Genomic DNA, 12654 nt, shown 5'->3' with positions numbered 1-12654 from the left:
CGTGCCCCGTGGTCCCGGGATCGTCCGCGATCCGGGATAATCGGTGCATGAGTGAGCGTCCGCGGCTGACCGTGCTCTCCGGCCCCTCGGGGGTCGGCAAGAGCACGGTCGTCGCTCATATGAGGAAGAAGCACCCCGAGGTCTGGCTCTCGGTGTCGGCGACGACCCGCCACCCGAGGCCGGGCGAGCAGAACGGGGTCCAGTACCACTTCGTCGACAACGACGAGTTCGACAAGCTGATCGCCAACGGTGAACTGCTGGAGTGGGCCGTCTTCGCGGGCAACCGCTACGGCACCCCCCGCTCGGCCGTGCTGGAGAAGCTGGAACGGGGCGAGCCCGTCCTGCTGGAGATCGACCTCCAGGGCGCCCGTCAGGTGCGCGAGTCGATGCCCGACGCCCAGCTGGTCTTCCTGGCTCCGCCGAGCTGGGACGAGCTGGTCCGCCGGCTGACCGGCCGGGGCACCGAGCCGCAGGACGTGATCGAGAAGCGGCTGGAGGCCGCCAAGGTCGAGCTGGCCGCCGAGCCCGAGTTCGACACGACCCTGGTCAACACCTCCGTCGAGCAGGTGGCGGCCGAACTGCTAGCCTTGCTCGGTGTAGGCTGACCTGTCTGTGTTTTCCACCCTTTCGGAAGGTTTTCGCGTGTCCTCTTCCATGACCGCGCCCGAGGGCATCATCAACCCGCCGATCGACGAGCTGCTCGAGGCCACCGACTCCAAGTACAGCCTCGTGATCTACGCCGCCAAGCGCGCGCGCCAGATCAACGCCTACTACTCGCAGCTCGGTGAGGGCCTGCTGGAGTACGTCGGCCCGCTGGTCGACACCCACGTGCACGAGAAGCCGCTGTCGATCGCGCTGCGCGAGATCAACGCGGGCATGCTGACCGCCGAGGCGGTCGAGGCGGCCTGAGCCGGTGCCTTCTGCGAAGGGCCCGTCGGACTCGTTCCGACGGGCCCTTCGGCGTTCCCGGGCGCGTGCCCGCGGCGGCTCCGGCGGGTGTGCGGGGCACCACAGTGCAGGCGCTCGTCGAGGGGCCGTAGGGTGAGCACGTCCCGAGCGAGGAGAGATGGGGAGCATGAGCGCGAGCACGGACGCGAGCACTGACCGGGCGGACGCCCCGCGCGTCGTCCTCGGCGTCAGCGGCGGCATCGCCGCGTACAAGGCGTGCGAGGTGCTGCGGCGGTTCACCGAGTCCGGTCACCAGGTCACCGTGGTGCCCACCGAGGCCGCGCTGCACTTCGTCGGCGAGGCCACCTGGGCCGCGCTCTCCGGCCGACCGGCCGCCACCGAGACCTGGGACCGGGTCCACGAGGTGCCGCACGTGCGGATCGGGCAGAACGCCGACCTGGTCGTGGTCGCCCCCGCCACCGCCGACCTGATGGCCAAGGCCGCCCACGGGCTCGCCGACGACCTGCTCACCAACACCCTGCTCACCGCGCGCTGCCCGGTCGTCCTGGCGCCCGCGATGCACACCGAGATGTGGGAGCACCCCGCCACCCGGGAGAACGTCGCCACCCTGCGCCGCCGGGGCGTGATCGTGCTGGAGCCCGCCGTCGGCCGGCTGACCGGCAAGGACACCGGCAAGGGCCGGCTGCCCGAGCCGTCCGCGATCTTCGACGCCTGCCGGGCGGTGCTGCGCCGCGGCGGCCCGGTGCCCACCGACCTGGCCGGCCGGCACGTCGTCGTCTCGGCGGGCGGCACCCGGGAGCCGCTCGACCCGGTGCGCTTCCTCGGCAACCGCTCCTCCGGCAAGCAGGGCTACGCGCTCGCCACCACCGCCGCCGCGCGCGGCGCCCGCGTGACGTTGATCTCGGCCAACGCCGAGCTGTCCGACCCGGCCGGGGTCGACGTGGTGCACGTCTCGACCGCGCTGGAGCTGCGCGAGGCGGTGCTGAAGGCCGCCGCGGAGGCGGACGCCGTGGTCATGGCCGCCGCGGTCGCCGACTTCCGGCCCGCCGAGTACGCCACCGGCAAGATCAAGAAGGTCGAGGGGGTCGAGCCGGCGCCGGTCGCGCTGGTGCGCAACCCCGACGTGCTGGCCGAGATCTCCGCCCACCGCCCCCGTTCGGCCCAACTCGTCGTCGGTTTCGCGGCGGAGACCGACGAGGTGCTCGCCAACGGCCGCGCCAAGCTCGCCCGCAAGGGCTGCGACCTGCTGGTCGTCAACGAGGTCGGCAACGGCAAGGCGTTCGGCCGGGACGTCAACGAGGCCGTCGTGCTGGGCGCGGACGGCAGTGAGACGGCTGTTCCGGTGGGGCCCAAGGAGGCCCTCGCGGACGTCGTCTGGGACCTGGTCGCCGAACGGCTGAATCCGGTCGCGGACTGATCTCGTAGGGTGGATGTTCGGTCTCCAATTCCGGAATCGCGTGCCGATTGTCGGTAGCTGACCGTTACACTCCAGGAATCAAGTCTTTCCGGATGTCCCCGGTTCGCCGGGGGCCTTCAGTCAGCAGCCGCTGCAACCCCAGGGAGCGCTGTGTCTCGCCGCCTGTTCACCTCGGAATCCGTGACCGAGGGACACCCCGACAAGATCGCTGACCAGATCAGCGACACCATCCTTGACGCGCTCCTGCGCGAGGACCCGACGTCCCGGGTCGCCGTGGAGACGCTCATCACCACCGGCCAGGTGCACGTGGCCGGCGAGGTGACCACCAAGGCGTACGCGCCGATCGCCCAGCTCGTCCGGGACAAGATCCTGGAGATCGGCTACGACAGCTCCAAGAAGGGCTTCGACGGCGCCTCCTGCGGCGTCTCGGTGTCCATCGGTGCGCAGTCGCCCGACATCGCCCAGGGCGTCGACACCGCGTACGAGGCGCGCGTCGAGGGCGACGAGGACGACCTGGACAAGCAGGGCGCCGGCGACCAGGGCCTGATGTTCGGCTACGCCTCGGACGAGACCCCCGAGCTGATGCCGCTGCCGATCACCCTGGCGCACCGGCTCTCGCACCGCCTCTCCGAGGTCCGCAAGAACGGGACCATCCCGTACCTGCGCCCCGACGGCAAGACCCAGGTCACCATCGAGTACGACGGCGACAAGGCCGTCCGCCTCGACACCGTGGTCGTCTCCTCGCAGCACGCCAGCGACATCGACCTGGACTCGCTGCTCACCCCGGACATCCGCGAGTTCGTCGTGGAGCCGGAGCTCAAGGCGCTCGCCGACCAGGGCATCAAGCTGGTGACCGACGGCTACCGCCTGCTGGTCAACCCGACCGGCCGCTTCGAGATCGGCGGCCCGATGGGCGACGCCGGCCTCACCGGCCGCAAGATCATCATCGACACCTACGGCGGCATGGCCCGCCACGGCGGCGGCGCCTTCTCCGGCAAGGACCCGTCCAAGGTGGACCGCTCGGCCGCGTACGCGATGCGCTGGGTGGCGAAGAACATCGTCGCCGCCGGCCTCGCCCGCCGCGCCGAGGTCCAGGTCGCGTACGCGATCGGCAAGGCCGAGCCGGTCGGCCTCTTCGTGGAGACCTTCGGCACCGAGACCGTGCCGGTCCTCACGATCCAGAAGGCCGTCTCCGAGGTGTTCGACCTCCGCCCGGCCGCGATCATCCGCGACCTCGACCTGCTGCGTCCGATCTACGCCCAGACCGCCGCGTACGGCCACTTCGGCCGTGAGCTGCCGGACTTCACCTGGGAGCGGACCGACCGCGTCGAGCTGCTGAAGAAGGCTGTGCAGGACTGATCACCCGGTCCACCCGTCCGCAGGCGGCGGCCACCACCCACGGTGGCCGCCGCCTGCGGCGTTTGCGCACGGTGTCGGTCCGACCTGGTAGTACTTGGGAACGATGAGCAGCACAGGGGAGAACGGGGCGGCGGCCGAGCCGGAGCAGCTCGCGTTCATCCGGGAGACGGTCAAGCGCGCCAAGCCGCGGACGTGGCGCGGGGCCAAGCGGGCCGAGCACCTGCCGGTCGCCCGGGTCGTGGTCGACAAGGGCGTGCTGACCATCGACAAGTTCTTCGACTACGAGGTGCCCGCCGCGATGGCGGAGGAGGCGCAGCCCGGCGCCCGGGTCCGGGTCCGGTTCGGCGCCCGGGTGGTCAAGGGCCAGCGCGAGGGCGGCGAGCTGCACGACGGCTTCATCGTGGCGCGGCTGGAGAAGAGCGACTTCCCCGGCCCGCTGGCGCCGCTCGCCCAGGTGCTCTCGCCCGAGCCGGTGCTCACCCCGCCGCTGCTGCGGCTCTGCCGCACCGTCGCCGACCGGTACGCCGGCACCCTCGCGGACGTGCTGCAGCTGGCCGTCCCGCCCCGGCACGCCAAGGCCGAGGCCGAGCCCTCGCCGCCGCCCCGGCCCCGGCCGCCGGAGCCGGCCCCCGGCGGTTGGTCGCGCTACCCGGCGGGCCCGGACTTCCTCGCCGCGCTGGCCGGCGGCGGCTCGCCGCGCGCGGTCTGGACGGCGCTGCCCGGGCCCGGCTGGCCGTACGAGATCGCCCGGGCCGTCGCGGCCACCCTGGCGGGCGGGCGCGGCGCGCTGGTCGTCCTGCCGGACGGCCGGTCGGTGGCCCGGGTCGACCGGGCGCTGACCGAGCTGCTGGGGGAGGGCATGCACGCCACCCTGGCGGCCGACCTCGGCCCGCGCGAACGCTACCGGCGCTGGCTGTCGGTGAGCCGCGGCTCGGTGCACGCCGCCATCGGCACCCGGGCGGCGATGTTCGCGCCGGTGCGCGACCTCGGGCTGGTGGTCGTCTGGTCCGACGGCGACGGCAGCCACAGCGACCCGCGCGCCCCGCACCCGCACGTGCGCGAGGTGGCGCTGCTGCGCGCAGCCGAGGAGAGCGCGGGCGTCCTGCTCGGCGGGCACGCGGTGACGGTCGAGGGCGCGCAGCTGATCCGCACCGGGTGGGCCCGGCCGCTGGCCGCCGACCGGGAGACCGTGCGACAGGTGGCGCCCCGGGTCCGCACCGTCACCGACCAGGACCAGCACCGGGACGCCGCGGCGCAGGCCGCCCGGCTGCCCTCGGTGGCCTGGGAGGCGGCCCGCGAGGCCCTGGCGAGCGGCGGCCCGGTGCTGATCCAGGTGCCGCGGCGCGGCTACGTACCCCGGCTGGCCTGCGGGCGGTGCCGGACGCCGGCCCGCTGCCGCCGGTGCGAGGGCCCGCTGGAGGCGGCCGCGGCGGACGCGCCGCTGCACTGCGGGTGGTGCGGCGGGGCGGAGCCGGACTGGCACTGTCCGGAGTGCGGTTCGTTCCGGCTGCGGGCCCAGGTGATCGGGGCCCGGCGGACGGCGGAGGAGCTGGGCAAGGCGTTCCCGCGCGTGCCGGTCCGGACCTCGGGGCGGGACGCGGTGCTGGCGACCGTGCCGGCCGAACCGGCGCTGGTGATCTCCACGCCGGGTGCGGAGCCGGTGGTCGAGGGCGGCGGCGGGTACGCGGCCGCCGTGCTGCTGGACGGCTGGGCGCTGCTGAGCCGCCCCGACCTGCGGGCCGGGGAGGAGACGCTGCGGCTCTGGCTGGCCGCCGCCGCGCTGGTGAAGCCGGCCGCCGAGGGCGGCACCGTGGTGGTGGTCGCCGAGCCGACCGCGCGTCCGGTGCAGGCGCTGGTGCGGTGGGACCCGCTCGGCCACGCCGGGCTGGAGCTGGACGAACGGGCGCAGCTGCACTTCCCTCCGGTGTCGCGGATGGCCTCGGTGGCCGGCAGTCCGGCGGCGGTGGCGGACCTGCTCGGGCTGATCCGGCTGCCCTCGGACGCGGACGTGCTGGGGCCGGTGCCGGCGCCGGCGTTGCGCGGGGAGGAACAGGAGCGGGCGCTGCTGCGGGTGCCGCCCGGGCAGGGCGCCGCGCTGGCGGCGGCGCTCAAGGCGGCGCAGATCGCGCGGATCGCGCTGCGGACGCCCGAGACGGTGCGGGTGCGGATCGACCCCACGGACATCGGGTGAGTCGGTTCGACCCCTGGCGGGGCGGCTGCGGACCACGGGCGGACGGCGTCGGACCTCGGGCGGGTCGGCTGCGGAGTCCGGGTGGGTCGGCGTCGGACCTCGGGCGGGTCGGTGAGGCGGGCGGGCGCGGGGTGACGGACGGCGGGTGAGGAGCGGTCGGTTGCCCCGCCCCTCACCCGGCACCCGCCGCGGGTGGAGCCCGCCCTCACCCGCGCAGCGGGATGCCGGTGCGGTCGAGGGGGGCCCGCTCGTGGGCGGCGCGGTCCAGTGCGGCACGGTCCAGGCCGCCCTGGCGGGCCGCCGGGACGGTCGCGGCCAGACCCGTCGACGCCAGCCCGGTCGGGGCGGTGGCCGCGGTGGGCAGCTCCTCAGAGCGGTCCGGCCGGCTCGGGCCCGGCACCCCCGGGACGGCCGCGCCGGCCGGGGCCGGCACCCCGCCCGCCGCCAGCAGCTCGCTGGTCGGCCGGCGCATCCCGTACCGGCGGTGCACCGCCTGCTTGGTGACGCCGAGCGCCGAGCCCACCGAGTCCCAGGAGAAGCCCAGCGCCCGGTCGAACTCGACCGCCGCCGCCACCAGCGTCTCCACGCTCTCGCGCAGCTCCTGCGCCAGGCGCACGGTCGGCGCCGGCGCCCGTCCGTACACCACGAACCCGGCCGAGGTACTCGGCCGGCGCGGTCGGTAGACGTTGCCCAGTTGGGCGGTGAGCGTCCGCAGCGCGTCGACCTGCCGCCTCACCCGCTCGATGTCCCGCACCAGCAGGTGCAGGCTCGCCCGCGCCCGGGCGTCGTGGTTGATCTGCTCGGCCATGGCCTACGTGCCACCTTCCGTACGGTCAGCTCGGCCGGAACGCGGTGTCCCGCGCGCCCCGGCCCCGGTCAATCCCACTTGACCAACGCCGGACCGGGGGCCGGGGTCACGCAGCCGGGACAGTCGGGATATGCCAGATGCCCGGGCACGGCCGGAGAGGGCCGGGCACGATTGCATAGACTTGCCGGTGGCCGGCCCGACGACCGGCGCAGCCACCCGGCAGACCGAACCCCCCGACGACCCCGACGGACAGGAGCCCGACCCCCGTGGCGATCCAGCCGATCCGCATCTTCGGAGACCCGGTCCTGCGGGCCACCGCCCGACCGGTGACCACCTTCGACAAGGAGCTGCGCAACCTCGTCCGCGACCTCACCGACACCATGCTCGACGCCCCCGGCGCCGGCCTGTCGGCGCCCCAACTCGGCATCTCCCTGCGAGTGTTCACCTACCACGTGGACGGCGTCACCGGACACCTGATCAACCCCGACCTGTCGCTCACCGAGGAGGAGCAGGACGGCCCCGAGGGCTGCCTCTCGCTGCCCGGGCTGCGCTACGACACCAAGCGCGCCCACGGCGTGGTCGCCAAGGGCTTCAACATGTACGGCGACCCGGTCACCGTCGAGGGCACCCGGCTGCTGGCCCGCTGCATCCAGCACGAGACCGACCACCTCGACGGCATCATCTTCATCGACCGCCTCGACCGCGAGCAGCGCAAGGCCGCACTGAAGGCGATCCGGGAGACCGACTGGGGCGGCGGGCCCGCGCCCGTGGTGAAGGTCTCGCCGCACAGCACCTTCGGCTCCGCCCGCTGAGTCCGCGCCGGCCCGCCGGCGCTTCTCGTCCTTCTCCGAAGTCCCGTAACCAGAAAGGCACTTGATGCGCCTCGTGTTCGCCGGCACCCCCGAGGTCGCCGTTCCCGCCCTGGACGCCCTGCTCGCCTCCGACCGGCACGAGGTCGTCGCGGTGGTCACCCGCCCCGACGCCCCCGCCGGCCGTGGCCGCAAGCTGGTCGCCAGCCCCGTCGCCCAGCGCGCCGAGGAGGCCGGGATCGAGGTCCTCAAGCCGGCGAAGCCCAGCGACCCGGACTTCGTCGCCCGCCTCACCGAACTCGCACCCGACTGCTGCCCCGTGGTCGCCTACGGCGCGCTGCTGCGCCCCGGCACGCTGGAGATCCCCGAGCACGGCTGGGTCAACCTGCACTTCTCGCTGCTCCCCGCCTGGCGCGGCGCCGCCCCGGTGCAGCACGCGGTGCTGGCCGGCGACGAGGTCACCGGGGCGTCCACCTTCCTGATCGAGCAGGGGCTGGACTCCGGCCCGGTCTACGGCGTCATCACCGAGGAGGTCCGCCCCACCGACACCAGCGGCGAGCTCCTGGACCGGCTCGCGCACTCCGGGGCCCGCCTGCTCGCCGCCACCATGGACGGCATCGCCGACGGCTCCCTGCACGCCGTGCCGCAGCCCGCCGAGGGCGTCACCCTCGCGCCGAAGATCGCGGTCGAGGACGCCCGGATCGACTGGACCCACCCCGCCCTGCGGGTCGACCGCGTGGTGCGGGGCTGTGCCCCGGCCCCCGGCGCGTGGACGGTGTTCCGCGGCGAGCGGCTGAAGATCACCGGCCCGGTGAAGCTGCTGCCGGACGCGGCTTCGCTCGCCCCCGGGGAACTGGCCGTCGGCAAGAACAGCGTCCGGGTCGGCACCGGCAGCCACGAGGTCGAGCTGGGTGAGGTGCGGCCGCAGGGCAAGAAGGCGATGCGGGCCGCGGACTGGGCGCGCGGGGCGCGGATCGAGTCCGGCGAGCGGTTCGGCGAGGACTGACCGGCGAGCGGGCCGGCGGCCGGGCCCGTGGCCCGGCCGCCGGTCACCGTGGCGGCGCCGGTCGTACGACGGTCAGAGGGTGTTCGGCAGGGCGGCGTAGCACTGGCCGTACCGGGCGTCGCGGATGCCCGCCTGCCAGGCCAGCTGCAGCATGGCCGAGCCGGTGGCCTTACCGACGACGCCGTCGACGGTCAGGTTGTACTGACCGGTGCGGACCATGTGCGACTGGAACTGCTTGATGGCCCAGTTGGTGTCCGGACCGTACTTGCCGTCGACGATGATCGGGGGCCAGTAGCCGCCGAACAGGTTCGAGAAGTCCTGGGCGCACCTCACGGCCGCCGGGAGGTTCGGGTAGCCGTAACCGACGTACGGCATGTCCGCGGTCGCCTGCGCGGTGCCCGTGAAGGCGAAGAGGGAGAGGGCGGCCACGCCGAGGCTGACGGCGGCGCGGCTGGTTCTGCGGAGCTTCATCCGGTGGGATCCCCCGTGAGTGACGAGTGTGTCGGGCGCGCCTTCTGATTCGGCGTCCCCTGTGTGGCTGTCAGATCGTAGCGGCGGCAACGCCGTCACTCGCGCGGGGCGTCCCGGGTGGCACGGCGGTGCCGGGCGGGAGCGGGACGGGCCGCGTTCGAACCGTCGCCGGTCGCGGGGGACGGCGCTGCAGACGGGGTCCGGTCCGGCGGGCCCCTGCCGCCCGGGCCGCACCGTCGGCCGGCAGCCGGGCTGCTCGGGGCCGGCCGCCCCCGGCCCGGAGACCATGGGGCGCCCGGGCGGAGAAGGCCCGGGGCCGGGTTTCGCGTTACTGTTCCCTTGACTCCCTTGATAGCCACCGCAGCACTTTGAGGCACACAGCTATGAGCACGTCCGGCACCACCCCAGGCAGCACCACCGGCGCCAACCGCGCGCCCCGGCCGCACCGCCGTCCGAAGAAGGACCCGGCCCGGATCGTCGCGTTCCGCGCCCTGCGCGCCGTCGACGAGCGCGACGCCTACGCCAACCTGATCCTCCCCTCGCTGCTGCGCGAGGCCGAGCAGAAGGGCATGGACCGGCGCGACGCCGCCCTCGCCACCGAGCTGCTCTACGGCACCCTGCGCCTGCAGGGCACCTACGACGCGGTCATCGCGGCCTGCATCGACCGCCCGCTCGGCAAGGTCGACCCGCCGGTGCTCGACGTGCTCTCGCTCGGCGCCCACCAGCTGCTCACCACCCGCATCCCCAGCCACGCCGCCGTCTCGGCCACCGTCGAGCTGGCCCGGGTGGTACTCGGTGACGGCAAGGCCAAGTTCGTCAACGCCGTGCTGCGCCGGATCAGCGCCCACGACCTGGACGAGTGGATCGAGCGGGTCGCCCCGCCGTACGACCAGGACGCCGAGGACCACCTCGCCGTCGTCCACTCCCACCCCCGCTGGGTCGTCTCCGCGCTCTGGGACTCGCTCGGCCGCTGGCAGCCCGACGCCTCCGGCCGCACCGCGATGGAGGAGCTGCTGCGCGCCGACAACGAGCGGCCCGAGGTCACCCTCGTCGCCCGCCCCGGCCGGGCCACCGTCGGCGAGCTGGCCGACGCGCTGCCCGAGGCCGAGCCCGGCCGCTGGTCCCCGTACGCGCTCAGGCTCGCCGAGGGCGGCGACCCGGCCGGGGTCGCGGCGGTGCGGGAGAACCGGGCCGGCGTGCAGGACGAGGGCAGCCAGCTGGTCGCGCTCGCCCTCGCCGCGGCGCCGCTCGACGGGCCGGACCGCATCTGGCTGGACGGCTGCGCCGGACCGGGCGGCAAGGCCGCCCTGCTCGGCGCCCTGGCCGCCGAGCGCGGCGCCGCGCTGGTCGCCAGCGAGAAGCAGCCGCACCGGGCCCGGCTGGTCGCCCGCGCGCTGCAGGGCAACCCCGGCCCCTACACCGTGATCGCCGCCGACGGCACCCGCCCGGCGTGGCGCTCCGGCGGCTTCGACCGGGTGCTGGTGGACGTCCCCTGCTCCGGCCTCGGCGCGCTGCGCCGCCGCCCGGAGGCGCGGTGGCGGCGCCGGCCGGCGGACATCGCGGCGTTCGGCCCGCTCCAGCGGGACCTGCTGCGCTCGGCCGTCGAGGCCACCCGGGTCGGCGGCGTCGTCGGCTACGCGACCTGCTCGCCGCACCTGGCCGAGACGCGCGCCGTGGTGGACGACGTCCTGCGCGCCGAGGGCGGCCGGGTCGAGTGGATCGACGCCCGCCCGCTGCTGCCGGGCGTCCCCGCCCTTGGCGACGGCCCGGACGTGCAGCTCTGGCCGCACCTGCACGGCACGGACGCGATGTACCTGGCGCTGCTGCGCCGGACGGCGTAGCGGCGGTTCGCGGGGGCGGCGCCGGGGCCGGGTCCGCCGCCCGGCCCACCGCGGCGGGTGGTCAGGTGGTGCGGGCGGCGGCCTCGCGCCGCCGGCGCTTGCCGAGGGCGGCCTGCGAGAGGTCCTCGGCCTGGGACCGGAGGTTGCGGTAGCCGTAGCCGCGCTCGGTCAGCCAGGCCGCGGCGGCCGTCTCGGCGCGTTCGGTCGCCTCCAGGATGTCCTCCTCCGCCTCGCCCGAGTCGAGGTAGCGGAAGGTGAAGGCGGCGCGCGCGGTGAGGTCGTAGCTGAGGTGGCCCTCGGGGGTGAACGCGGCGCTCAGGATGTCGTGCTCGCCGGCGCGGGCGAGGAGCTCGGTGTGCTGCTCCTCGGTGAGGCCGTCGAAGACGCCGCGGACCATGATGCGGAAGGTACGGGTGGACATCCTTCGACCCTAGCCAGGGGTTCGTGGCGGTTCCACCGAGTTTCGGGCCGGCCCGCGGGCCCCGGCCGCCGGTCGTGCGGCGAGGGCCCGCGGTGGCCTGCCCGGCCGCGCTCAGGCATCGGTGGGGACGGCGTCGGTGGGGACGGCACCGGTCATCGGGGCCGGGGCCGGGTTCGGGATCGGGGTCGGGGCCGGGTCCGGGGTCGGGGTCGGGGAAGCGTTCGTCAGGGCCGGCCAGCGGATCTGCGTCGCGCAGAGCGAGACGATCGCGGCCGAGGCCGCCACCGCGCCCATGCCCCAGGTCAGGCCACTGCCGTTGGCGATGAACCCGATCACCGCCGGACCGGCCAGCAGACCCGTGGTCCCCATCGCGGCGACCAGCGAGAGCGCCTCGGCGCCCTGCCGGGCCGCCGCCACGTAGACGCACGGGGTCACGGCGGCGACGCCCACGCCGACGCAGGCGAACCCGAGCAGCGTCGGTACCAGGCCGCCGGCCAGCAGGGCCAGGGCCAGTCCCGCCCCGGCCAGCAGGCTGCCGACCCGGACGATCCGGCCGTCGCCGAAGCGGGTGCGCCAGCCGTCGGCGAAGAGCCGGGCCAGCACCATCATGACCGAGACGACCGCGATGCCCAGCGGCGCGAGCGACGGCGCCGCGTGGACGACGTCCTTGAGGTAGAGCGCGGACCAGTCGTTCATCGCCCCCTCGGTCACGGTGCCGAACACCATGGCGAGGCCCATCCAGACGGTCACCCGGGACGGCAGGGTGAGGCCCCGCCGCTTCTGCTCGGCCGGGGTGTCTTCCGGGGTGTCGGCCGGGGCCTCCACCGCGGTGTCCGCGGCCGCCGGCTGCCGGTCGTCCGTCAGCAGCCCCGGCCGGGCGAGGCCGAGGACCAGCAGGAGCAGCACGGCCGCCGCCCCGAAGTGGGCCGGCAGGGACGTGGTGAACGCGTTGACGACCGAGGCGAGCAGCGCGGCCAGCAGCGAGCCGCCGCTGAACGTGGCGTGCAGCCTGGACATCGCGGTCCGCCCGTGGGCGACCTCCAGCGCGGCGCCCTGCGCATTCATCGCGACGTTCAGGCAGCCGACCGCGATGCCGTCGCAGAAGACCACCAGGAGGGTGACGGGGTAGGAGGGCGCCACCGAGAGCGCCACCAGCACGGCGGCCAGGGCGAGCGCGGAGAGCACCGACAGCAGTCGCGAGCCCAGGCGCCGCATCAGTACCGCGACCAGCGGGAAGGAGACCGCCGCCCCGATCCCGCAGACCATCAGCAGCAGGCCGATCTCGGCCTCGCCCAGGTCGAGCCGGCTCCGCAGCGCGGGCAGCCGCGAGACCCAGGTCGCGTACTGGAAGCCGAGGAACAGGAAGAGTGCGGCGATGGCCAGGTGGGCCCGGCGGTAGTCGTCGCGAACGCGGAACATCAG

Annotated in this window: 12 protein-coding genes; 8 read left to right on the top strand and 4 right to left on the bottom strand. The window is 74.9% G+C overall.

The genetic code is table 11. The features are described 5' to 3' along the window. Positions 1–47 precede the first annotated feature (47 nt). From gmk to RMN57_RS09065, 5 genes are all read left to right on the top strand, one after another. Positions 48–605, top strand: a complete 558-nt coding sequence (gene gmk, locus RMN57_RS09085) for a guanylate kinase (protein ID WP_313762886.1) — start codon at positions 48–50, stop codon at positions 603–605. 37 nt (positions 606–642) lie between these two features. Further along, a complete protein-coding gene (gene rpoZ, locus RMN57_RS09080) occupies positions 643–909 on the top strand; it encodes a DNA-directed RNA polymerase subunit omega (protein WP_030056185.1) in 267 nt (88 codons plus the stop codon). Between the two features lie 166 nt (positions 910–1075). Next, positions 1076–2326 carry a bifunctional phosphopantothenoylcysteine decarboxylase/phosphopantothenate--cysteine ligase CoaBC gene (coaBC, locus tag RMN57_RS09075; protein ID WP_313762885.1) on the top strand — a complete coding sequence of 417 codons (1251 nt, stop codon included), beginning with the start codon at positions 1076–1078 and terminating at the stop codon, positions 2324–2326. A gap of 150 nt (positions 2327–2476) precedes the next feature. Next, positions 2477–3685, top strand: a complete 1209-nt coding sequence (gene metK, locus RMN57_RS09070) for a methionine adenosyltransferase (protein WP_313762884.1) — start codon at positions 2477–2479, stop codon at positions 3683–3685. Between the two features lie 103 nt (positions 3686–3788). Beyond that, the gene (locus tag RMN57_RS09065) at positions 3789–5876 is read left to right on the top strand and encodes a primosomal protein N' (RefSeq protein ID WP_313762883.1); all 2088 of its coding nucleotides are present in this window, start codon (positions 3789–3791) and stop codon (positions 5874–5876) included. Positions 5877–6081: 205 nt separating this feature from the next. Here RMN57_RS09065 and RMN57_RS09060 read toward each other — a convergent pair whose 3' ends face one another. Further along, positions 6082–6684, bottom strand: a complete 603-nt coding sequence (locus RMN57_RS09060; RefSeq protein ID WP_313762882.1) for a hypothetical protein — start codon at positions 6682–6684, stop codon at positions 6082–6084. Positions 6685–6950: 266 nt separating this feature from the next. On the opposite strand from RMN57_RS09060, the gene def reads away from it, so the two are divergent. After that, positions 6951–7496, top strand: coding sequence for a peptide deformylase (gene def / locus RMN57_RS09055; protein ID WP_313762881.1), 546 nt, complete (start codon positions 6951–6953; stop codon positions 7494–7496). 64 nt (positions 7497–7560) lie between these two features. Next, on the top strand, positions 7561–8499 hold the full coding sequence (fmt, locus tag RMN57_RS09050) for a methionyl-tRNA formyltransferase (RefSeq protein WP_313762880.1): 939 nt from the start codon (positions 7561–7563) through the stop codon (positions 8497–8499). A 72-nt stretch (positions 8500–8571) separates the two neighbouring features. Here the strand turns inward: fmt and RMN57_RS09045 are convergent, their stop codons facing one another. Beyond that, positions 8572–8970, bottom strand: a complete 399-nt coding sequence (locus tag RMN57_RS09045) for a peptidoglycan-binding domain-containing protein (protein WP_313762879.1) — start codon at positions 8968–8970, stop codon at positions 8572–8574. 383 nt (positions 8971–9353) lie between these two features. Here RMN57_RS09045 and RMN57_RS09040 point away from each other — a divergent pair, with 383 nt between their 5' ends. Further along, the gene (locus RMN57_RS09040; RefSeq protein ID WP_313762878.1) at positions 9354–10811 is read left to right on the top strand and encodes a transcription antitermination factor NusB; all 1458 of its coding nucleotides are present in this window, start codon (positions 9354–9356) and stop codon (positions 10809–10811) included. A 61-nt stretch (positions 10812–10872) separates the two neighbouring features. Here RMN57_RS09040 and RMN57_RS09035 read toward each other — a convergent pair whose 3' ends face one another. Both RMN57_RS09035 and RMN57_RS09030 read right to left on the bottom strand, forming a co-directional pair. Next, positions 10873–11232 carry a DUF6204 family protein gene (locus RMN57_RS09035; protein ID WP_313762877.1) on the bottom strand — a complete coding sequence of 120 codons (360 nt, stop codon included), beginning with the start codon at positions 11230–11232 and terminating at the stop codon, positions 10873–10875. Between the two features lie 111 nt (positions 11233–11343). Next, positions 11344–12651: an MFS transporter gene (locus RMN57_RS09030; protein WP_313762876.1), complete on the bottom strand. Its 1308-nt coding sequence runs from the start codon at positions 12649–12651 to the stop codon at positions 11344–11346. Positions 12652–12654: the final 3 nt, after the last annotated feature.

Origin of the sequence: Kitasatospora sp. CM 4170 (genome assembly GCF_032110285.1) — a bacterium.
Lineage (GTDB): Bacteria > Actinomycetota > Actinomycetes > Streptomycetales > Streptomycetaceae > Kitasatospora > Kitasatospora aburaviensis.
The sequence above is the reverse complement of the archived record's forward strand: the minus strand, read 5'-3'. Positions and strand labels throughout refer to the sequence as shown.

Coding starts and splice junctions, on each gene's coding strand:
- gmk (WP_313762886.1), top strand. CDS start 48: ATGAGTGAGCGTCCGCGGCTGACCGTGCTCTCCGGCCCCTCGGGGGTC.
- coaBC (WP_313762885.1), top strand. CDS start 1,076: ATGAGCGCGAGCACGGACGCGAGCACTGACCGGGCGGACGCCCCGCGC.
- RMN57_RS09035 (WP_313762877.1), bottom strand. CDS start 11,232: ATGTCCACCCGTACCTTCCGCATCATGGTCCGCGGCGTCTTCGACGGC.
- fmt (WP_313762880.1), top strand. CDS start 7,561: ATGCGCCTCGTGTTCGCCGGCACCCCCGAGGTCGCCGTTCCCGCCCTG.
- RMN57_RS09040 (WP_313762878.1), top strand. CDS start 9,354: ATGAGCACGTCCGGCACCACCCCAGGCAGCACCACCGGCGCCAACCGC.
- RMN57_RS09045 (WP_313762879.1), bottom strand. CDS start 8,970: ATGAAGCTCCGCAGAACCAGCCGCGCCGCCGTCAGCCTCGGCGTGGCC.
- RMN57_RS09060 (WP_313762882.1), bottom strand. CDS start 6,684: ATGGCCGAGCAGATCAACCACGACGCCCGGGCGCGGGCGAGCCTGCAC.
- RMN57_RS09065 (WP_313762883.1), top strand. CDS start 3,789: ATGAGCAGCACAGGGGAGAACGGGGCGGCGGCCGAGCCGGAGCAGCTC.
- RMN57_RS09030 (WP_313762876.1), bottom strand. CDS start 12,651: ATGTTCCGCGTTCGCGACGACTACCGCCGGGCCCACCTGGCCATCGCC.